The sequence below is a fragment of the Mycobacterium sp. MAA66 genome, assembly GCF_041261665.1.
Lineage (GTDB): Bacteria > Actinomycetota > Actinomycetes > Mycobacteriales > Mycobacteriaceae > Mycobacterium.
Genome location: NZ_JBGCCC010000001.1, coordinates 919,358 through 939,051, shown reverse-complemented (window position 1 = coordinate 939,051; position 19,694 = coordinate 919,358). Strand labels below are relative to the sequence as shown.

Sequence of the window (19,694 nt, the reverse complement as noted above, 5' to 3'; positions counted from 1 at the left end):
CCGGATCGGTGAAACGGCTCGACCTGGTCGTCGGACCCAACGGCGCCGGCAAATCGACGTTCGTCGCTCTGACCCTGGCCCCGCTGCTGCCAGGCAGCGTGTTCGTCAACGCCGACGAGATCGCCAAACAGCGCTGGCCCGCCGACCCGTTGGGGCATGCCTACGAGGCGGCGCGGATCGCCGCGGCCACCCGCGACACCCTCATCGAGCAGGGCCGCTCCTTCATCGCCGAGACGGTGTTCTCCCACCCCTCCAAGCTCGACCTGATCGCCTCGGCCCGCCGCGCCGGTTACACCGTGGTGTTGCATGTGGTGCTGATCCCCGAGGACCTGGCCGTGCAGCGTGTGCGGCACCGGGTAGCCGCCGGCGGCCACGACGTGCCCGAGGGCAAGATCCGCGAACGGCACCGCAGGCTGTGGACGGTGGTGGCCACCGCCATCGAATCCGCCGACAGCACAACGGTTTACGACAACTCCGGCCGCCGCGGTCCGCGGATCGTGGCGCAACTGAGCGGCGGGCTGGTCATCGGCGCAACGGCCTGGCCCACCTGGGCGCCCGAAACGCTGCGCACTAGGTGGGCGTAACCCGCCCGATGTCGCACCGGCTACGACGTCTGGCGAAGGAATCACCCACGTGGCCTGAACGTTCCGGGCCGAATCGGCGGTCCGAGGCACTGGACTGGACGACGGCTCAGGAAGCGGTGACGAACCGGAACACCGGATATTGATCCACGATCGGTTCGAAGTCGCCCACCGGTGCCCGCCGGTCGATGGAAAAGAATGGGCGGGCCCCGGGAGCGAGCTCGAGGTACCGGCGCAAGATCGCCGCACGATCATCGGAGAAGTCCTCCACCAAGGACACGTCTTCCCGCGCTCGCTGCAGCAGAACCGCATGGTTGTCGGCACGCAGGTTTCGCACCCAGTTCGTCCGGTCGCCGAGCATCGCGACCAGATAGCGCTCGCCGCCGTACGGGACGACAACGACTGGGAACGCGATGGCCCGCCCGGTCTTGCGGCCCCGAACCTCGATGGTGGCAGCGTGCCTTGGTCCGATGCCCGCCGCGAAGGCGATGCCGAGCAACCGGTTCACCATGCGTGCCGAGCCATGGGGACGCCCGCCGCGGAACTGCCATCGCTGAAAGGTGCTCACCGAGTCACGTCGCATACGCCAGCGTCCTATTGTCGGATCCGATCGATCCGGGTGTCGTCAACGCGAAACATGGCCCGGCCCAAACGATCACGCGACAGGCACTAGGCATCGGCCGCCGCCAAGGTCAGCCGCGCGATGCGTTTGGCAGTCATCGCCGCGGCTCGCGGGGGCACGGAGGTGGTCGCGGTGGCGAGCGCCCCGTTGTACAGGACGATCAGCGCATCAGCCAGCGCGCGTGAGTCCGCTGCACCGGTGCCTGCGGCGAGTTCGCGGAAGTACTGTTCCATCCAGTCGCGATGTTCCTTGGTGGCCACGCCCTGACACTCTCCTACCGGTGCTTCGGCATCGGCCAGCTCGAAGGGGCAGCCCCGGAAATTCGGTAGCGACACATAGTCGGCGATCGCATCGAAGATCACCAGAATCTTGACCACCGGGTCGCCGATACCCGCCTGTCGCGCCTCGATATCTCGTCGCCACCTGTCGTGGCGGCCACGCAGATAGGCGGCGACCAGTTCATCCTTCCCGCCGAAGATGTAGTACAGCGAAGCCTTGGCCACGCCCGCTTTTTCGATGATGGCGTCGATCCCGGTGGATCGAACTCCGTCGCGGTAGAACAGTTCATCGGACGCGGCGAGCAGTCGGTCCCGCACCGGGAGCCGTTTGGCTGGTCTGGTCACCACCACCGCAGACTATCAGACAGATCGGTCTGAATCTGCCGTTACGTGCCGCGTCGGCACCTCGGTCGGGAACCTGAAACATCGGCGACGCAGTGGAGAGCCGTTACCGCGGATCCGACTAGTTTATAAGCCGCACTAGGCAATTCGTATTTCTCCGGGGCGGTGCCCGACCCCGTCCGGCCCATGGGAGGGCGGGAATGATTGTGACGACACGTGCGTCTTTAGTCAGGTCGGTCTGATTTCAACTCAGCGGGTTGGACAGATCGGTCCAAACATCTGAGGAGTGCTCGTGACAAACCCCATTGCGGTTCGAGATCTGGAAGGCAAGGTCGCTCTGGTGACCGGTGCGACGTCGGGAATCGGCCGGGCCACCGCGCTGCAGCTGGCCGCGCACGGGGCCATCGTCATCGTGCACGGCCGCGACGCGGCCCGCGGCGCCGACGTGGTCACCGAGATCGAAAACACCGGAGGCTCAGCGCGATTCGTGGGCGCCGACCTCAGCGAGCCGACCGAAGCACTGCGCCTGGCGGGCGAGGTCGGCGACATCGACATCCTGATCAACAACGCCGGGTTCGCCTGCTTCGGACCGTCAGAGAAGTTGGATGTCACCACCCTGGATCGGCTTTTCGCCGCCAACGTGCAAGCCGTTTACCTGCTGGTGTCGGCGCTGGCCCCGAAAATGGTGGCCCGCGGTGACGGCGCCGTCATCAACATCGCCAGCCGAGCCGGCAGCATCGGCCAGCCCGACAGCGCCGCCTATGGCGCCACCAAGGCCGCCCTGGCGTCCCTGGCCCGCTCCTGGGCCGCGGAGTACGGACCCGCCGGCGTTCGAGTCAATGCCGTCTCCCCGGGACCGGTGTACACCAACGCCGCCGGCCGGGAACTGTTCGACGCCTCGGCGGCGACCACCGCACTGGGCCGCGCCGCCGAGGCACCGGAGATCGCCGAGGTCATCGCATTCCTGGCATCACCCCGGGCGTCCTATCTCACCGGGGCCAACATCGCCGTCGACGGCGGCCCCGCCGCCCGACAGCAGCGCACGTTGGACCGGGTGTCATGAGTATCTCGGTACTGGCCATCAGCTTCGACGCCCACGACGCCGCCCGGCTCGCACACTTCTGGGCCGCGGCCTTGCAACGGACCGTCAACGACGGCGCCACCGAGGACTCCGCGTCGATCGCGGCCGACACCTCCGGCGGGCTCGGCGCCCTGCTGTTGTTCCATAAGGTTCCCGAGGGTAAAACCGTGAAGAACCGGGTGCATTTCGACCTGCAGGCCACCGACTTCGACACCGAAGCCGAACGGCTGATCAGCCTGGGCGCCAAGCAGATCCGCTCACTGGCACAGAACGACAACCGCTGGATCGGGTTCACCGACCCTGAAGGCAACGAGTTCGATCTCGTCGTCGCCGGCTGATCGACAACGCAGTACATCACTGGAGGCACCGACCATGACAACCATCGAGGATCAACACAAGGCATTCGTGCTCAACGCCTTCGATACCCTCTTCAACAAGCGGGACTACACAGCGGCCGAACGGTTTTGGTCGCCGGACTATATTCAGCACAGCGCACACATCGCACCGGGACGCGAGGGTCTGTTCGCGCTCGTCAACGCCGCACCGGCCGACATGCACTACGAAAACGGGCTGATCGTCGCCGACGGCGACTACGTGATGCTGCACGGCCGATTCTGCAACGTCGGGCAACCAGCCGACTGGATCGTGGCAGACATCGTGCGGCTCGACAATGGTCTGCTCGCCGAACATTGGGACGTCATCCAGGACGAGGCGGCACCGCAAGACTCCAAGAGTGGGCTGCCGATGTTCGGCGACGTCTTCCCCACCCGGACGTGACACCGTCCACGCCACAACGACTTCCGCGCACCGACACGGCCGTCGGCGCAACGGTCCCACACGCCCACCCGAACCACACCACACCGACATTGAGGATGAACTGATGGCACGACTGAATGGCAAGGTCGCCGTGATCACCGGCGGCAGCAGCGGCATCGGGCTGGCCACCGCGCAGCGGTTCGTGCAGGAAGGCGCGTATGTCTTCATCACCGGGCGCCGCCAGAGCGAGTTGGATAATGCCAAGGCCCTGATCGGCGACGGCGTGCGGACCGTCGCCGGCGATGCTTCGAACACCGCGGATCTGGACACGCTGTTCGCGACGGTCCTGAGGGAGAAGGGCGGGCTGGACATCCTGGTGGCCAACTCGGGTCGGGTGGAACCCGAGGAGTTGGGCGCGATCACCGAGGAGAACTTCGACGCCACCTTCGACCTGAACGCCCGGGGAACACTGTTCACCGTGCAGAAGGCGCTGCCGTTGCTGCGCGCCGGCGCCTCGGTCATTCTGGTCGGCTCCATCGCGGGCTACGTCGGTGTTCCCGGCTATACCACCTACAGCGCCACCAAGGCCGCCCTCCGGTCGTACACCCGCACCTGGACAAGGGAATTCAACGACCGCGGCATCCGGTTCAACACGCTGAGCCCCGGTCCCGTCGACACCCCGATCATGGACGGTCAGGCCGACTCACCCGAAGGCGCGGACGCCATCCGGGCGGCGTTCGCCGCGGCGATACCACTGAACCGCATGGGTCGGCCCGAGGAGATTGCCGCCGCCGCATTGTTTTTGGCGTCCGACGACAGCAGCTTCGTGGCCGGCGCCGAACTCAGCGTTGACGGCGGCATGGCACAGGTCTGAGCGCAGTGCCCACCGCTGCCCGGTAGGCGAGGTTGATGGGGTCCATCATGGTTGCACCGCCTGCCCTGTCGCTGGGCCCGGCCATCGGCCGCGTCCGCTGGTGCGCTCTCTCAGTCCGTGTGCATCAGGCTGGTAATCCGCGCCTGCAACATCTGGGCGAGCAACTCGGTCTGCCGATCATCGAAGCCGATCTCACCACCCCCGACCAACGCTGTGCACCGTTAGACGCTGAGAACCACTGCAGCCCTTAAAGGGAACAGTCCTACACACCTATAACCAATTACAGATAAGCAGAGCCTTCCAGTTGGCCTCTGCCGGCATGGGCGAGACCATCACCGTGATCGGGGCACGTGACGGATGCTCGCGCACGCTAGTCTTCTGCCGCCGGATTGTCTGGCACTCTCACATGGTTCTGGATTCCGTCCGGCACTCTCAGATTGTTATGGACAAATAGCCACGCCTCAATCCACGACTACGTGACAGTGACCAGGTCAGGACACTGCCCTACTCTCAACTATTCCTGGATCGGACAGAGATCCGGAACTAGTTGAGAACAATCCCCGACGAAATGTGCGCTGCCGAAGTTGCCCTGTTCGCGAACTACCGAGAGTTGCGTCGTCCTGGCACCAAAGGTCCCGTCACACGGCGCGGGCGGCAAAATCGGCGGCTTGATCGGTCATCCCGTTGTCCACGTAGGCATGGTGAGCGGAGCGATCCAGACCTCCGGAGGCGCAGATGGGATCACCGGGCGCACACAGCTGAAGCATCTTGGCGGTGTAGATGGGACCTATGCTCATTGGCGGCGCGTCACGGTCGGCGACGTTGACCACCCAGGGTTGCGGAGTGCCGAACATTACGACAGCCGCGATGTGAGAGGCGATGGCAGCTGGCATGGGACCGGTGATGCCATCAGGCGGAACGAATCCGGGCGGTAGCGAGTCGATGATGGTGTAACCGGCCACGGCTGCTCCTTGAGAGTAGCCGCCCAAGACGATCTTGGTACCTGGACATCTCGCGACGATGGATTCGATTTGGTGGCTGGCATCGATGACTCCTTGGACGCCGGTCGAGAAATCGTAGGAAGCCGGGTAATTCACGGCATAGACGTCGACAGTCCGGCCCTGCAGACGCGCGTTGAGCGCGTCGACGAATGCTTGGCCGATCACACCAACCCCGGGCGCTTCGTTGGTGCCTCGCGCAAATATCACCTCAACGTCGGTGCAGCTTGGGTTCCCTGCGGCCGTTGCGGGAGAAGCGGTCGGGGTGCCGACCGTCGCTGTGAGACCCGCGATGAGCGCAGCCAGCCCGAGTCCAAGGCGCCGACCGAAGTCAGCCCAATACCGGAACGTCATTTGGTGGACCTTTCGATGATGCCTGATTCGCGTGGGCCGAGCTTGACGTATTGCGTGCAGATGAAGCCGCTCCTGTGGCGGTCGCCCCTGGGTGGCGTGGCCACGCCTGCCTGAAGACCAGTCAGTACAACGAAAGCCATGAATTCCCAACCTTTCTCACGTTGGCGACTGACCTTCAAAGTCCTGAGAAGTCTCTCGGGTTGGGGCGCATCCAAGTAAGATCTGCGCCGCGGGTGTCATCGTCGCCGCGGGTTCGGCCAGGAGCCGATCAGCTGCGCCTGCCTCCAATTTTTCGTGATACATCACACAGTTAATCAGGCGGCGCAGGTCCACGCAACGCAGATCGTGCCGGAGTCAACTCGCGCCGACAGGTCGGACACACCGGTTTCGTCGCTGTCATACCGACAAACTTCCCGCCGACACTGGAGTCGCCCGAGTGACGGTGCGTCAGGGCTCGCACTCGCGCCAATGAGGAAAATTGAGATCAAATTTTCAGATGAATTAGATCGAATATATGCGCTGTACAGATACAGCGCACGACTGAATCATGGATCCCAACCAGCGAGTGTGTGTCTGAGCAGTGGAGGTTGGGATGTCGAGCCGAGAGACCGAGGTTCTTGTCGTCGGTGCGGGGCAAGCCGGTATCGCGATGAGTGAGCATCTCGGTTTGCAGGGCGTGCCACACCTCGTCGTCGAACGCGACCGGGTGGCCGAACGCTGGCGGTCCTGGCGGTGGGACTCCTTGGTCGCCAATGGACCCGCCTGGCATGACCGCTTTCCCGGTCTGGAGTTCAGCATCGATCCCGACGGATTCGCAGGCAAGGAACAGGTAGCCGATTACCTCGCTGCCTACGCAGAGAAGATCGATGCCCCGATCCAAACCGGCGTCGAGGTGACCTCGGTCCGCAAGAACGACGGCCGCCCGGGCTTCACCGTGGAGACCTCCGACGGCACCATCGAGGCCGGGTATGTCGTGGCCGCCACGGGCGCCTTCCAGAAGCCGGTCATCCCACCCGTCGTGCCGCAGACCTCAGGCATCCACCAGATCCACTCCAGTTCCTACCGCAACCCGCAGGAATTGCCGGAGGGCGCCGTACTGGTGGTCGGAGCCGGATCGTCCGGTGTGCAGATCGCGGACGAACTTCAGCAGTCGGGCCGCCCGGTCTACCTTGCTGTCGGCCCGCACGACCGGCCACCCCGTAGCTACCGTGACCGCGACTTCTGTTGGTGGCTCGGCGTTCTCGGCAAATGGGACATGGCGGCCCCGCCGCGTGGCGCTGAGCACGTGACCATCGCCGTCAGTGGTGCGCACGGTGGACACACGGTCGACTTTCGGTCACTGGCCGCCAGCGGCATCACCTTGCTCGGGATGGCCGGTGCATTCGACCACGGCGTCATGCGCTTCGCTTCGGACTTGCGCGAAAACATCGAAGTCGGCGACGCGAACTACCTGTCCATGCTCGATGAGGCCGACGCCTACGTCGCCCGCAATGGACTGGACCTCCCCGAAGAGCCGCAGGCCCGCGTCCTGCGCCCTGACCCGGACTGCATGAAAAATCCCGTCCTGGAGCTGGATTTCGCCGCTGCCGGCATCACCACCATCGTGTGGGCGGTCGGTTTCGCCTTCGACTACGGCTGGCTGCAGGTCGATGCGTTCGACGAGAACGGCAAGCCGGTGCATCAGCGTGGTGTGTCCAGGGAGCCCGGCGTGTATTTTCTGGGGCTTCCGTGGCAGTCCCGACGCGGATCGAGTTTCATCTGGGGTGTGTGGCACGACGCCAAATACGTCGCTGACCAGATCTCGATCCAGCGCGGCTATCTCGCCTACGACGCCGCCAAATAGCCAGCCGCCAACCAGAAAAGGAAACGTTGGTCATGACCGATATCGCAGCGCCGACCCACACGCGGATCCGACCGTTCAATACCAAGGACACCTATCCCGAGCAGAACCTCGACAACGACCTGTGTCAGGCGGTCGTAGCCGGCGGCGTGGTCTACCTGCGCGGCCAGATCGGCCAGGATCTGGAGACGCGGGAATCGGTGGGCATCGGCGACGTCGAGGCGCAGACCGAGAAGGCGATGAGCAATATCGCAATGCTGCTCGACGAAGCCGGCAGTTCCGTGCGTGACATCGTCAAGGTCACCGTCTACCTCACCGATATCCGTTACCGCGAGACCGTGTACCGCGTGATGGGCCGCTGGCTCAAGGGCGTGTTCCCGGTGTCGACAGGCCTGGTCGTCGAGGCGCTCGCCCGCCCCGAATGGTTGGTCGAAATCGACGCTACCGCAGTGCTTTCCGGGAGTACGAACAAATGACGTTCTCCCTCGTCGCTCGCGATCCCGGCACGGGTGCCTTCGGGATCGTGATCTGTTCGTCCAGTCCCGCGGTCGCCTCACGCTGCGCACACACCCGCGCGGCCGTGGGGGTGGTCGCGTCGCAGAACGTCACCAACCCTGCGCTCGGCTCGCACGTGCTTGATTCGCTCGCCGGCGGTGCCGACGCCGACTCCGCGCTCAACACGGCACTGGCGCAAGAGAAGTTCCCCGACTACAGGCAGGTGACGGTCGTCGACGGCAACGGCAATACCGCCGTGCATTCCGGGCCGAACAGCCTTGGCGTCCACACCCATCTCGAGGGCGAGCAGGCAGTAGCCGCAGGCAATCTGCTCGCCGATGAAAAGGTGATCACGGAACTACTGAACGGCTATGCCGGCAGCGGCGCTGCCGCCTTCGAAGAGCGGCTCCTCGACGGTTTGCGCGCGGCCCTGGCCGCCGGCGGTGAGGCCGGTCCGGTACATTCCGCGGGAATGCTTGTGGTGGAAGATGTTCCGTGGCCGGTAACCGACCTGCGGGTCGACTACTCCGACAACCCGATCGGCGACCTCGCCGCGTTGTGGCAGCTCTGGCAGCCTCAGAAGAACGACTACCGCGTGCGTGGAGTCGACCCGACCCAGGCGCCGTCCTACGGAGTTCCAGGCGACCGATGACCACCGTCGACGTGGCTATCGCCAACGGCGTGAGAGCTGCTCACCCGCAATTGATCGCACTGTCCCGCGACCTGTACGACCACCCCGAAATCGCCTGGGAAGAGGTCCGATCCGCGCGACGGGTGGCCGGACTGCTGTCGGACAATGGATTTGACGTCACCGAACAGTACTGCGGCCTCGACACGGCGTTCGCCGCGCGCATCGGCTCCGGTGATCTGCACATCGCGCTGTGCGCGGAATACGACGCACTGCCCGGACTCGGCCACGCCTGTGGCCACAACCTGATCTCCGCGATCACCGTCGGAACGGCGCTTGCCCTGGCCCCGGTCGCCGACGATCTGGGTCTGACACTATCGGTGATCGGCACTCCTGCCGAGGAAGGTGGCGGCGGCAAGATCGAGCTGCTGCAACGCAACGGTTTTGCCGGACAGCACGCGGCCGCGATGGTCCATCCCGGACCGGTCGACGTGGCCCGTGCTCGGCCATTCGCCGTGTCGCACAGCCATATCGAGTACCACGGCAAGTCAGCTCACGCCGCCGCCTATCCCGAACGCGGCGTCAACGCCGCCGACGCGTTCACCATTGCCCAGGTCGCAATCGGGCTACTGCGCCAGCAGCTGCCGTCGTCGGTGCGGGTGCACGGCATGATGACCCGCGGCGGTGAGGCACCCAATGCCATCGCCGAACGCACTGAAGGCCGCTGGTACGTTCGCGCCGAGACGCTCGCCCAGCTTGCGGAGGTCGAGCCGAAGGTGATGAGGTGCTTCGAGGCGGGTGCCTTGGCGTCCGGGGCCAAGCTCACTGTGACTCCGGAATCCGAGCCCTACGCGGAGTTCCGTACCGACGACGAGCTGCTGGCGTGCTACGAGCAGCGCGCCATCGCGGCCGGCCGGCACTTCAACTCGGGCCCGGACAGCATGATGGCGCGCGCGTCGACCGACATGGGCAACGTCTCGCAGACGCTGCCTGCCATCCACCCGTACATCGGCATCGACTCACTGCCTGCGGTCAACCATCAACCCGAGTTCGCCGCTGCCACAATCACTTCCGCGGCAGAAACGGCCATCGGGCAGGGTGCACTCGCGCTGGCGGGCACCGTCGTCGACGCTGCGTTGCAACCTCACATCCGCCACCGCCTATTGGCTGGGGAATGAATGATGTCCGGCCAGACCCTGACCCGAACTGAGCACGATCTGCTGGGCAACCACGATGTTCCCGCCGACGCGTACTACGGCGTGCATACGGCGCGCGCGCTGGAGAACTTCCCGATCAGCGGCGTCCCCATCTCAAGGTACCGTGATCTGGTTGTTGCGCTGGCATCGGTGAAACAGGCTGCGGCAGAAGCAAACCGGCAACTCGGGCAACTTGACGAACAGATCGCCGACGCGATCATCGAGGCCTGCGTCGAGATCCGTGGCGGTGCCCTGCACGAGCAGTTTGTCGTCGACCAGATCCAGGGCGGCGCTGGCACCTCGACCAACATGAATGCCAACGAGGTCATAGCCAACCGTGCGCTGGAGGTCCTCGGCCACCAGCGCGGCGACTATCGCATCGTTCACCCGCTCGAACATGTCAACGTCGGGCAGAGCACCAACGACGTCTACCCCACCGCTGTCAAAGTGGCGCTCGGGATGGCGGCGCGTTCCCTGGCGCAAGCCCTTCGTGACCTCGCCGAGCACTGCGCCGCCAAATCCATCGAGTTCGCCGACATGCTCAAGCTCGGCCGAACCCAGCTGCAGGATGCCGTTCCGATGACGCTCGGCCAGGAGTTCGGCGCGTTCGCGATCACCATAGGTGAAGACGCCGACCGGCTCGACGAGGCTTCGGCCCTGATCGCCGAAATCAACCTGGGCGGCACCGCTATTGGCACCGGGCTCAACACGCACCCGGAGTACGCGGCGCTGGTGTGCGAGCGGCTGCGCCTGATCACCGGCCTGCCGTTGAGCACTGCTGGAAACCTCGTCGAGGCCACCTCGGACGTCGGCGCCTTCGTTCAACTATCCGGCGTCACCAAGCGCGCCGCGGTGAAACTCTCGAAGATCTGCAACGACTTACGTCTGCTGTCGTCGGGTCCGCGCGCCGGCCTCGGTGAGATCAATCTGCCTGCGGTCCAAGCCGGTTCGAGCATCATGCCGGGCAAGGTGAACCCCGTGATTCCCGAGGTCGTCAACCAGGTCGCGTTCGAGGTCATTGGCAACGACCTCACCGTCACCATGGCAGCCGAGGCCGGCCAATTGCAGCTCAACGCATTTGAGCCGATCATCGCGCGGGCCCTGTTGTCCTCGATCACACACCTCACGGCCGCCGTGCGCGTTCTGGGCGATCGTTGCATCCAAGGCATCACCGCGAATGTCGACCACATGCGCAATGCCGTGCTGCAGTCGGCCAGTATCGCCACCGCGCTCAATCCGGTGCTTGGGTACGAGGTGGCTACCGCGCTCGTCGCTGAGGCGCTCGCTACCGGTGCGTCCATTCCGGAACTCGTGCGGCGCTCGGCGCTGCTCGACGAAACAGTGCTGGCACGGGTGCTGAGCCCGGAGAACCTCTGTGGACCGACGATCCGAACGTGACGCCGGCGACTGAGTCGTAGCTACCCGTCTCCCCCGGCACCACGATCGGCGAAGATCGCGCGGGCGGCCTCGGCGACCGCGCGCGCGCGTGCGGTGCTCCGGACCGATTCCATGCGGGCCAGCACGATGGGCAACCCGGGGAGATCGTCACGAATGGCGACGGTGTTCACCTCTCCCCCGTCATAGGTGCCGCGATGCGCCGGAATCTGGTTCAGGATCGAAAACCCGTGTCCGCGAGCGACGAGACCGCGGACCGCCTCATAACTGGCCGAGCGGTACCGAATCCTCGGCGTCACACCAGCTTTGGCGAGTATCGACTCGAAGTAGTCCCGGCTGTCGGGGAGGTCGAGCAAGATCATCGGCTCATCGGCCAGCTCGGTCAGCCGGATGGATTTCCGCTTCGCCAAGCGATGTTCGGCGGGCAGTGCCACGTAGGGGGCAGCGACGCCAAGGGACTCGACGTTTACCCCGGTTCCGAGAGCGAGGTCGTAGGTCAGCGCCAGCTCAGCCGTGCCGTTGCGCAGCACGGTCCTGATCGCATCGGCCGACGTCTCCACCACCTCGACCTCCAACTCGGGGTGCCGGACCCCGAGGTCGGACAGTAGACGTGGCAGCACGAACGGGGTCAGCGTGACAAAGCACGCCAAGCGGACGGTCCCGTGAACCTGGTCGACTCGGCCGCTCGCGTTGTCGAGCACCTCGTCGAGGTGGGCCAGCAGGCCCCGGGTGTCACGCAACATCTCCTCACCGGCGGCGGTGAGCGCCAGGCCCCGGGCCCGGTGCCGGATGAACAACTGAGTGCCGATCTGCTGCTCGAGCTGGCTGATCGCGGCCGAGACCGCCGACTGAGCGATGTGCAACTCGTCGGCGGCCTTGGTCATGGACGAATAGGTGGCGGCTTTCACGAAGTACCGCAGCTGGGTCAGCGTGACGTCGGGACGTCGGCGCATGGGTGGTACTTCCTATCGTTCGGGGAGTACCAGCATTACAGCTGTGCAGCGTGCTCTCGAGGAGTTCCGGGAACGGCGTCCTCCACCGGCGTGGTCTCGGGCCGCTCGGCACGTACCGGCCGGCCGCGCAGGTACCCCACCGCACCGAGGATGCCCAGCACTGCCAGCGTGCCCAGGGTGAACAGCTCGAATGCCAACCTGCTGACACCCCACGTCTTGGCGAAGTCGTAGTCGATGCCGAAGAGTGCCTCCAGCGTTCCGGGGAAGACGGCCACCCAGGAGCCAAGCGCCACCCACGCCAGTGACACCGCGCCGAGGATTCGGAAGCCCGCGTTACCGGTGGGCACCCGGAAGGGCCGGTGCACGTCGGGGAACCGGGTACGCAACCGCACCGCAGCGGGGATCGCGATGGAGTAGCTGAGCAGGAACGTGGAGATCGAGATGCTCAACACCACCGCGAAGATGGACGCCGCTGATCCGGTGACCTGCATGGCAACCAGGCAGAAGACCGTGGCCACCGTCCCGGAGAGCAGATTGACCCGTACCGGCGTGCCCAGTTCCGGATGGAAGCGCCCGAAATACCCACCGAAGAACGAACCGTCGGCAGCGGCCATGGCCTGCATGCGGTCGCTGATGATCATCCATGCCGATCCCTGAGTCATCAGGATGAGGGCGAAGATGATGCCGGTGATGGTCAGCATCGCAGGTGCCGCGCTCCCGTACACGCTGAACACTTTGGCGACGGCCTGCATCAGTCCGCTGATTCCGTTGATCTCGTCTTTGGGGACCACCACCAGGATGGCGAAGATCGGCAGCAGGTACGAGGCCGCGGCGATGGCGGCCGAACGGGCGATCGAGATGGGCACGTCGCGGGCAGGATTCTTCATCTCGCCGGCTGCGCTGTTCCCCGACTCAAATCCCAGGTAGCAGAACAGAAGTAGTGGGGTTGCGCCGAGCAGGCCCGCCAGCGTCGGGTTGAAGTCGCCGATCGACAGCCCGGACACCCCGTGGCGTACGGCGTAGATCGCAGTGGTGACCAGGAAGACGCCCAGGAAGACGATCTTGAGGATGGCGCCGAGGTTCGGGATCCACTTGCCGCGGCGCAGGCTGATGATGGCGGCCAGCACGGTCAACCAGATGAACACCAGCTTGAAGGCGTAGTCGGTGACCGAACCCGGCTCGATCTTGGTGATGTAACCGTTCCAGGTCTCCGAGGCGATGAATGCCATCGATCCGCCGACCCAGACGGGCTGGGTGACCCAGGTCAACAGCGAGGCGATCGCGGCGAGCGGACGACCGAAGGCCTTTCGGCACCAGACGTACACCCCGCCCTCCCCGATGAACGCACCGCCGGTCTCCGCGAAGATCAGGCCGTACGGCAGTAGGAAGAACACCGCGAGCACCAACGCCCAGGTGAACGTTTCGGCCCCGAATCCGGAGACCTGCCCGAGCGTCTCGATGGACACCACTGCGGCGACGATCAGGAAGATGATGTCGAGCCGGCCGAGGGTCTTCTTGAGATTCTTGACCTCGCGATCAGCCTGGGCTGTCTCCTGGTCGCCAACCCGCGCTGTTGGTTCCGATTCCACGATGGTCCTTCGTTCTGTCGGGAATGTGATCGCTCCCACAGTGACCTGCGACACGATCAGCTGTAAAACATTGTTTTCCGTGAATTCAGATCGAAATCTCCGATGCAGAACTTCGGTCTCTCGACGGCACGTGCGGTGCATCACGTAAACAGATGCAAAACCGCTGAAACCCCTAGTTGACCTCCGTTATGGATGACACAACGATGACTATTACCGGCGTGACCCAGCTCACGCCCCAGTCGTCATCCCGACGCGGTTACCCGCCACGAAAACCAAGGAGCAGCTCCGTGCGAGACCCCCGGTACGACATCTTGTTCGAGTCCGTACAGATCGGCCCGGTCACTGCGAAAAACCGCTTCTACCAGGTGCCGCATTGCAACGGCATGGGCTACCGCGACCCATCGGGTGAGGCATACATGCGCCGCATCAAGGCCGAAGGCGGCTGGGCCGTCGTGTGCACCGAACAGGTCGAGATCCACCCGACGTCCGACATCGGTCCGTTCATCGAACTCCGGTTGTGGGACGACCAGGATCTACCTGCCGTAGCCCGGATCGCGGAAAAGATCCACGAAGGCGGCGCGCTGGCCGGTATCGAGCTGGCACACAACGGACTGAACTCACCGAACCTGATCAGCCGGGAAACACCGCTCGGACCGCAGAACCTGCCGGTGGTGTCGTGGAACTACGACCCGGTGCAGGCCCGCGAGATGACCAAGTCCGACATCGCCGACATGCGCTACTGGCATCGTGAGGCGGTCCGTCGGTCGCTGCAGGCCGAATACGACATCATCTATGTCTACGCCGGTCACGCCATCGGCGGTCTGCACCATTTCCTGTCGCGGCGCTACAACAACCGCACCGACGAATACGGCGGCAGCATCGAGAACCGGGCTCGGCTGCTGCGCGAGATCCTCGAGGACACCCGAGAGATCTGCGACGGCAAGGCCGCAGTGGCCTGCCGGATCTCGGTCGACGAGCTGCTCGGCGACGAGGGCATCACGCGCCCCGAGATCGAAGATGTGATCGGCTTGCTCGGCGAGCACCCTGACTTGTGGGACTTCGTGCTGGGCAGCTGGGAGGACGATTCGGTCACCTCGCGCTTCGGTCCCGAGGCCGAGCAGGAGCCCTACGTGCGCGGACTCAAGGCGCTAACCACCAAACCCGTTGTGGGCGTGGGCCGTTTCACCTCACCGGACATGATGGTGCACCAGATCAAGACCGGTGTGCTCGACCTGATCGGTGCCGCCCGCCCCTCCATCGCCGACCCGTTCCTGCCCAGCAAGATCGAGTCCGGCAACCTCGAAGACATCCGTGAATGCATCGGCTGCAACATCTGTGTGTCGGGCGACTTCACCATGTCCCCTATCCGCTGCACCCAAAACCCCACCATGGGTGAGGAATTCCGCCGCGGCTGGCACCCCGAGAAGATCCGTTCGAAGGCCAGCGACTCTTCGATACTTGTGGTCGGCGCGGGCCCGGCAGGTCTGGAAGCCGCTCGCTCCCTGGGCAACCGCGGCTACACCGTGAGCCTTGCCGAGGCCACTCGGACGCTGGGTGGGCGCGTGGCCCGTGAATCGAAGCTGCCGAGCCTGTCGGCCTGGATCCGGGTCGTCGACTACCGCGAACAGCAGCTTCGCAAGCTCGACAACGTCGATGTCTTCATGCAGAGCGAGATGACCGCCGACGACATCATCGAGAACGACTTCAACCACGTCGTCGTCGCCACGGGCGCCGGCTGGCGGCACGACGGCGTCGGCCGCTGGCACACCAAGCCACTCGAAATCGCCGAAGGCGCAGAGGTTTTGAGTCCCGACGACATCATGGCCGGTACCCGGCCGCGTGGTCAGCGGGTCGTGGTGTTCGACGACGACCACTACTACATGGGCAGCGTCGTCGCCGAACTCCTCGCCAAAGAGGGCCTTGACGTCACCTTGGTCACGCCCGCGGCCCACGTCTCGCAGTGGACCACGAACACCCTCGAGGTCGCCCGGGTGCGTAAGCGCGTCATCCGTGCCGGCATCGACGTGCGGACAAACACCACCGTGACGGCGGTTACCGCTGACGGCGTGCAGACCGCATGTGTGTACACCGGCGACGCCGGTTCGCTCAGTGCCGACTCGGTCGTCATGGTGACCGCTCGACTGCCCCACGACGGCCTCTATCACGAGCTGATGAGCCGCGAAAGCGATTGGGCCGCCGCGGATCTGCTGAGCGTGCGGGCGATCGGCGATGCCTGGGCGCCCGCGACCATCGCGGCGGCCGTGTGGTCCGGTCACCGCTACGCCGAAGAACTCGACGAACCGCTGCTGCGGGAACCGGTGCCCTACCTGCGTGAGGTGTCCGAACTCGCCGTCGAGCCCGTCAGCTACCTGCCTATCACCCCTGTTCAACCTGCTCGCGTCTAGGAGAGATGAATGTCCACTGAAATGTCCACGGCAACAAGTTTCGTCGCTCTCATCCCGACCGGCCCCGAAGCCGTCGCGGCCATGACCCCGAGCGGCTACGTCACCCCGGAGACCCTGCGCGCGGGCAACCCGGCGGAAACCGAGACTGTGCACCTGTCCAGCGCCGACGAGAAGTTCACCGTCGGTTCGTGGCGCGCCGAGCCATACACCGAGTACATCGAGGACTACCCCGGCGACGAATACACCCGCGTGCTGGAGGGCTCGCTCACCCTCACCGGCGAGGATGGCATCGCCCATACCTTCGGCCCCGGCGACGCCTACACCCTGCGCAAGGGGTGGACCGGCGAGTACCGGGTGACCGCGACTTTGGTCAAGCAGTTCGCGATCTACATTCCCTGAAAGGTTGACACATGACCACGCTTGACCACTGGGCTCGCCTCGCAGGTGAAATCACCCCGTGTACTGAGGTTTTCATCGACGGTGACTTTCGCGCCGCAGCCTCCGGTGCAACGTTCGACTCGATCAATCCCGCCACCGGTCAGCTCATCGCGGCGGTGGCATCGGCTGATGCCGTCGACGTTGATGCGGCGGTGGCATCGGCGCGAGCGTCCTTCGAATCGGGCGTGTGGTCGCGGACCTCGGCGTCGCACCGTAAGCGTGTCCTGCAGAAGCTGTCTGAGCTGATGATGACGCACAGCGCGGAACTGGCGTTGCTGGATTCCCTGGACATGGGCAAGCTTGTGGTCGAGGCACACACCGTCGATGTTCCCTCTGCCGCAGATCTTTTCGCGTTCTACGGCGAGGCCATCGACAAGCAGAGTGGCGAGATCGCGCCGACTGACCCCGGCAATCTCGCCCTCGTCACGCGTGAACCGCTCGGCGTCATCGGAGCCGTGACGCCGTGGAATTTTCCGTTGGACCTTGCGGTCTGGAAGTCGGCGCCGGCGCTGGCCGCTGGCAACAGCGTTGTGCTCAAGCCGGCCGAGCAGGCGCCCCTGTCGTCTTTGCGCCTCGCCGAACTCGCGCTGGAAGCTGGACTACCTGAAGGCGTGCTCAACGTCGTTCCGGGGCTCGGCCCCACCGCGGGTGAAGCGCTGGGACGGCACCTCGATGTGGACGTGATCGCGTTCACCGGATCGACCGAAACCGGCAAGCGATTCCTGCGGTATGCGGCGGAGTCCAACGCCAAGCAGGTCTGGCTTGAGATGGGCGGCAAGAGTCCGAACGTGGTGTTCGCCGATGCCGATCTCGACGCCGCCGTCGACAAGGCGATCTTCGGTGCGTTCTACAACCAGGGCGCAGTGTGTTCGTCGAATTCCCGCCTGCTGCTGGACGAGTCGATCGCGGACGAATTCATCGTCGAACTGGTGAAGCGTACCGCCAGCGTACGGCCCGGAGACCCGCTCGATCCCTCCTCCACCATGGGCGCATTGGTCGACGAGCACCACACACAGCGCGTCATGGGGTTCATTGACCGGGCCCGCGCCGACGGCGAGATCCTCGTCGGCGGAACCCGTGAAACCGTTGATGGCCGTGGTTGTTTTGTCGCGCCGACGATCGTGGCCAACCTGTCCTCGACGGCCGAACTGATCACCGACGAGGTGTTCGGTCCCGTGCTCGCGGTGCAGACGTTCCGCGACGAGGCACAAGCGGTTTCGATGGCCAACGACACCATCTACGGGTTGGCGGCGTCGCTATGGACGCGGGATCTGTCCCGGGCCCACCGGGTTTCGGCCGCACTGCGCGCCGGCACCGTCTCGGTGAACACGGTCGACGCACTCAGCCCGCAGACTCCGTTCGGTGGTTTCAAACAATCCGGGTTCGGCCGCGACCTGTCGCTGCACGCCCTGGACAAGTTCACCGGGCTGAAAACCACCTGGATTGCGCTCTAATCCTCCAGATAGGGAGACCATGAACGACAAAGCGCCGGTGTCCGCACCCGTTGAACAGCGGACCATCGAACACGTCCCGGTCGACGAACGCCATGGGCGTGCCCGAGACTTGTTCACCGTCTGGTTCGGCTCCAACATTATGTTGCTGACCATTATCACCGGCGCTCTTGCGACCACGGTGTTCCACCTTCCGTTATGGGCCGGCGCATGCGCGATCGTGCTGGGCAACGTCATCGGCGGTGTGGTGATGGCACTGCACGCAGCCCAAGGACCGCAGATGGGCGTGCCCCAGATGCTGCAGACCCGAGCCCAGTTCGGTTCGTACGGCAGCCTTCTCGTGGTCATCCTGGTGGTCTTCATGTACCTCGGCTTCTTTGCGTCGAACGCGGTGCTCGGCGGCCAGGCACTGGCCAAGGTGACCGGGCTGCCCACCAACTGGGCGATCACGATCATCGGCCTGATCAGCGTGGTGGCCACCGTGGTTGGCTACCAGCTCATCCACAAAGTCACCGCACTGCTGTCGGTGGTCGCCGGTGGCGCGCTGATTGTCGCGTTCGTCTGGATGGTCGGGGTCAACGGGCTGCCGACGGAAGCCTGGCACACCAGCGGATCCACCTGGGCCGGCTTCATGGCGTCTCTGTCGGTAGCTGCACTGTGGCAGATTGCTTATGCCCCTTATGTTTCCGATTACACGCGGTATATGCCCAAGGACACCGGGCAGCGTGCCGCGTTCTGGGGCACCTACGCCGGTTGTGTCCTGGGCTCCGTGCTGCCCATGCTGCTCGGTGTGCTGGTCGGTGCCGCGTTGCCGACCGACGAAACCCTCGAAGGGCTCTCGACGCTCACCCGCGGAGTAAGTACCGGAGTGTTCGGCATCTTCGCAATCGGCATCACCGCCACCAACGCCATGAACCTCTACTGCGGTGCACTGTCCACGATCACGGTGGGGCAGAACATCTTTCCGCGGTGGCGTCCCGGGGCCGGCAGCCGCGCCGCGACGGCCGTCGTGTTGTTCGTCATCGCGATGATCCCGGCCTTGGTCAGCGCCGATGACTTCCTGGCCAACTACGCGAACTTCCTGTCCCTGCTGCTGTGCGTGCTGATCCCCTGGACCGCAGTCAACCTCGTCGACTACTACTTGCTGCGCCACGGCGTCTACGACATCGACTCGTTGTTCGAGCGTGACGGCGGACAGTACGGGAAGTTCAACTGGGTCGCCATCGCCTGCTACTTCGTCGGCATCGCCGTGCAGATCCCGTTCCTGTCGACCACACTGTTCACCGGATTCGCCGCCAAGGCCCTCGGTGGCGTGGACATCTCGTGGATCGTCGGCCTGGCCATCATCTGCCCGATGTATTACTTGCTGATGCGTCCGAAGGCATCCCTGTCCACGATGGAGCCGGCTGTTGCGTGAC

19 protein-coding genes are annotated in these 19,694 nt (G+C 64.8%); 14 read left to right on the top strand and 5 right to left on the bottom strand.

The features are described 5' to 3' along the window. Window positions 1-8: 8 nt before the first annotated feature. Window positions 9-584, top strand: a complete 576-nt coding sequence (locus ABIA30_RS04555) for a zeta toxin family protein (RefSeq protein ID WP_370062471.1) — start codon at window positions 9-11, stop codon at window positions 582-584. A 106-nt stretch (window positions 585-690) separates the two neighbouring features. Here ABIA30_RS04555 and ABIA30_RS04550 read toward each other — a convergent pair whose 3' ends face one another. Both ABIA30_RS04550 and ABIA30_RS04545 read right to left on the bottom strand, forming a co-directional pair. Then, entirely contained in the window at window positions 691-1,149 is a 459-nt protein-coding gene (locus tag ABIA30_RS04550) for a nitroreductase/quinone reductase family protein (RefSeq protein WP_370062469.1), read from the bottom strand. A gap of 101 nt (window positions 1,150-1,250) precedes the next feature. Next, complete coding sequence (locus ABIA30_RS04545; RefSeq protein WP_370062467.1) at window positions 1,251-1,829, bottom strand: TetR/AcrR family transcriptional regulator; 579 nt, start codon at window positions 1,827-1,829, stop codon at window positions 1,251-1,253. A 286-nt stretch (window positions 1,830-2,115) separates the two neighbouring features. On the opposite strand from ABIA30_RS04545, the gene ABIA30_RS04540 reads away from it, so the two are divergent. The 4 genes from ABIA30_RS04540 to ABIA30_RS04525 all read left to right on the top strand — a co-directional run bounded on the left by ABIA30_RS04540 (window position 2,116) and on the right by ABIA30_RS04525 (window position 4,534). After that, complete coding sequence (locus ABIA30_RS04540; RefSeq protein WP_370062465.1) at window positions 2,116-2,886, top strand: SDR family NAD(P)-dependent oxidoreductase; 771 nt, start codon at window positions 2,116-2,118, stop codon at window positions 2,884-2,886. After that, complete coding sequence (locus tag ABIA30_RS04535) at window positions 2,883-3,242, top strand: VOC family protein (RefSeq protein WP_370062463.1); 360 nt, start codon at window positions 2,883-2,885, stop codon at window positions 3,240-3,242. The genes ABIA30_RS04540 and ABIA30_RS04535 overlap by 4 nt, the downstream gene beginning before the upstream one ends. A 34-nt stretch (window positions 3,243-3,276) precedes the next feature. Then, a complete protein-coding gene (locus ABIA30_RS04530; protein ID WP_370062461.1) occupies window positions 3,277-3,681 on the top strand; it encodes a nuclear transport factor 2 family protein in 405 nt (134 codons plus the stop codon). A 103-nt stretch (window positions 3,682-3,784) separates the two neighbouring features. Then, complete coding sequence (locus ABIA30_RS04525; protein WP_370062459.1) at window positions 3,785-4,534, top strand: SDR family NAD(P)-dependent oxidoreductase; 750 nt, start codon at window positions 3,785-3,787, stop codon at window positions 4,532-4,534. 638 nt (window positions 4,535-5,172) lie between these two features. On the opposite strand, the gene ABIA30_RS04520 is transcribed toward ABIA30_RS04525, so the two are convergent. Next, complete coding sequence (locus ABIA30_RS04520; protein WP_370062457.1) at window positions 5,173-5,886, bottom strand: cutinase family protein; 714 nt, start codon at window positions 5,884-5,886, stop codon at window positions 5,173-5,175. A 592-nt stretch (window positions 5,887-6,478) separates the two neighbouring features. Between ABIA30_RS04520 and ABIA30_RS04515 the strand changes: the two genes are divergently transcribed. From ABIA30_RS04515 to ABIA30_RS04495, 5 genes are read left to right on the top strand one after another with little or no spacing between them, the layout of a single operon-like run. Then, window positions 6,479-7,729: a flavin-containing monooxygenase gene (locus ABIA30_RS04515; protein ID WP_370062455.1), complete on the top strand. Its 1,251-nt coding sequence runs from the start codon at window positions 6,479-6,481 to the stop codon at window positions 7,727-7,729. Window positions 7,730-7,761: 32 nt separating this feature from the next. Continuing rightward, window positions 7,762-8,202, top strand: coding sequence for a RidA family protein (locus tag ABIA30_RS04510; RefSeq protein ID WP_370062453.1), 441 nt, complete (start codon window positions 7,762-7,764; stop codon window positions 8,200-8,202). Then, window positions 8,199-8,873: a DUF1028 domain-containing protein gene (locus ABIA30_RS04505; protein ID WP_370062451.1), complete on the top strand. Its 675-nt coding sequence runs from the start codon at window positions 8,199-8,201 to the stop codon at window positions 8,871-8,873. The genes ABIA30_RS04510 and ABIA30_RS04505 overlap by 4 nt, the downstream gene beginning before the upstream one ends. After that, the gene (locus tag ABIA30_RS04500) at window positions 8,870-10,027 is read left to right on the top strand and encodes a M20 family metallopeptidase (RefSeq protein ID WP_370062449.1); all 1,158 of its coding nucleotides are present in this window, start codon (window positions 8,870-8,872) and stop codon (window positions 10,025-10,027) included. The genes ABIA30_RS04505 and ABIA30_RS04500 overlap by 4 nt, the downstream gene beginning before the upstream one ends. A gap of 3 nt (window positions 10,028-10,030) precedes the next feature. After that, window positions 10,031-11,443 (top strand): aspartate ammonia-lyase, encoded by a 1,413-nt coding sequence (locus ABIA30_RS04495; RefSeq protein ID WP_370062447.1) that lies wholly within the window; start codon window positions 10,031-10,033, stop codon window positions 11,441-11,443. A gap of 20 nt (window positions 11,444-11,463) precedes the next feature. On the opposite strand, the gene ABIA30_RS04490 is transcribed toward ABIA30_RS04495, so the two are convergent. Further along, window positions 11,464-12,393, bottom strand: a complete 930-nt coding sequence (locus ABIA30_RS04490) for a LysR family transcriptional regulator (protein WP_370062445.1) — start codon at window positions 12,391-12,393, stop codon at window positions 11,464-11,466. Between the two features lie 35 nt (window positions 12,394-12,428). After that, window positions 12,429-13,982 carry an APC family permease gene (locus tag ABIA30_RS04485; protein ID WP_370062443.1) on the bottom strand — a complete coding sequence of 518 codons (1,554 nt, stop codon included), beginning with the start codon at window positions 13,980-13,982 and terminating at the stop codon, window positions 12,429-12,431. 287 nt (window positions 13,983-14,269) lie between these two features. Here ABIA30_RS04485 and ABIA30_RS04480 point away from each other — a divergent pair, with 287 nt between their 5' ends. The 4 genes from ABIA30_RS04480 to ABIA30_RS04465 are packed head-to-tail and all read left to right on the top strand — an operon-like array spanning window position 14,270 to window position 19,693. Continuing rightward, the gene (locus tag ABIA30_RS04480; RefSeq protein ID WP_370062441.1) at window positions 14,270-16,387 is read left to right on the top strand and encodes an FAD-dependent oxidoreductase; all 2,118 of its coding nucleotides are present in this window, start codon (window positions 14,270-14,272) and stop codon (window positions 16,385-16,387) included. 9 nt (window positions 16,388-16,396) lie between these two features. Then, on the top strand, window positions 16,397-16,786 hold the full coding sequence (locus tag ABIA30_RS04475) for a cupin domain-containing protein (RefSeq protein WP_370062439.1): 390 nt from the start codon (window positions 16,397-16,399) through the stop codon (window positions 16,784-16,786). 11 nt (window positions 16,787-16,797) lie between these two features. Beyond that, window positions 16,798-18,279 (top strand): aldehyde dehydrogenase, encoded by a 1,482-nt coding sequence (locus ABIA30_RS04470; RefSeq protein ID WP_370062437.1) that lies wholly within the window; start codon window positions 16,798-16,800, stop codon window positions 18,277-18,279. Between the two features lie 19 nt (window positions 18,280-18,298). Continuing rightward, a complete protein-coding gene (locus ABIA30_RS04465) occupies window positions 18,299-19,693 on the top strand; it encodes a cytosine permease (protein ID WP_370062435.1) in 1,395 nt (464 codons plus the stop codon). The last annotated feature ends 1 nt before the right edge of the window (window position 19,694 follow it).

Excerpts from the sequence above, each read along its gene's own strand:
- ABIA30_RS04535 (WP_370062463.1), top strand. The coding sequence starts at position 2,883 with ATGAGTATCTCGGTACTGGCCATCAGCTTCGACGCCCACGACGCCGCC.
- ABIA30_RS04530 (WP_370062461.1), top strand. The coding sequence starts at position 3,277 with ATGACAACCATCGAGGATCAACACAAGGCATTCGTGCTCAACGCCTTC.
- ABIA30_RS04525 (WP_370062459.1), top strand. The coding sequence starts at position 3,785 with ATGGCACGACTGAATGGCAAGGTCGCCGTGATCACCGGCGGCAGCAGC.
- ABIA30_RS04520 (WP_370062457.1), bottom strand. The coding sequence starts at position 5,886 with ATGACGTTCCGGTATTGGGCTGACTTCGGTCGGCGCCTTGGACTCGGG.
- ABIA30_RS04515 (WP_370062455.1), top strand. The coding sequence starts at position 6,479 with ATGTCGAGCCGAGAGACCGAGGTTCTTGTCGTCGGTGCGGGGCAAGCC.
- ABIA30_RS04510 (WP_370062453.1), top strand. The coding sequence starts at position 7,762 with ATGACCGATATCGCAGCGCCGACCCACACGCGGATCCGACCGTTCAAT.
- ABIA30_RS04505 (WP_370062451.1), top strand. The coding sequence starts at position 8,199 with ATGACGTTCTCCCTCGTCGCTCGCGATCCCGGCACGGGTGCCTTCGGG.
- ABIA30_RS04500 (WP_370062449.1), top strand. The coding sequence starts at position 8,870 with ATGACCACCGTCGACGTGGCTATCGCCAACGGCGTGAGAGCTGCTCAC.
- ABIA30_RS04495 (WP_370062447.1), top strand. The coding sequence starts at position 10,031 with ATGTCCGGCCAGACCCTGACCCGAACTGAGCACGATCTGCTGGGCAAC.
- ABIA30_RS04490 (WP_370062445.1), bottom strand. The coding sequence starts at position 12,393 with ATGCGCCGACGTCCCGACGTCACGCTGACCCAGCTGCGGTACTTCGTG.
- ABIA30_RS04475 (WP_370062439.1), top strand. The coding sequence starts at position 16,397 with ATGTCCACTGAAATGTCCACGGCAACAAGTTTCGTCGCTCTCATCCCG.
- ABIA30_RS04470 (WP_370062437.1), top strand. The coding sequence starts at position 16,798 with ATGACCACGCTTGACCACTGGGCTCGCCTCGCAGGTGAAATCACCCCG.
- ABIA30_RS04465 (WP_370062435.1), top strand. The coding sequence starts at position 18,299 with ATGAACGACAAAGCGCCGGTGTCCGCACCCGTTGAACAGCGGACCATC.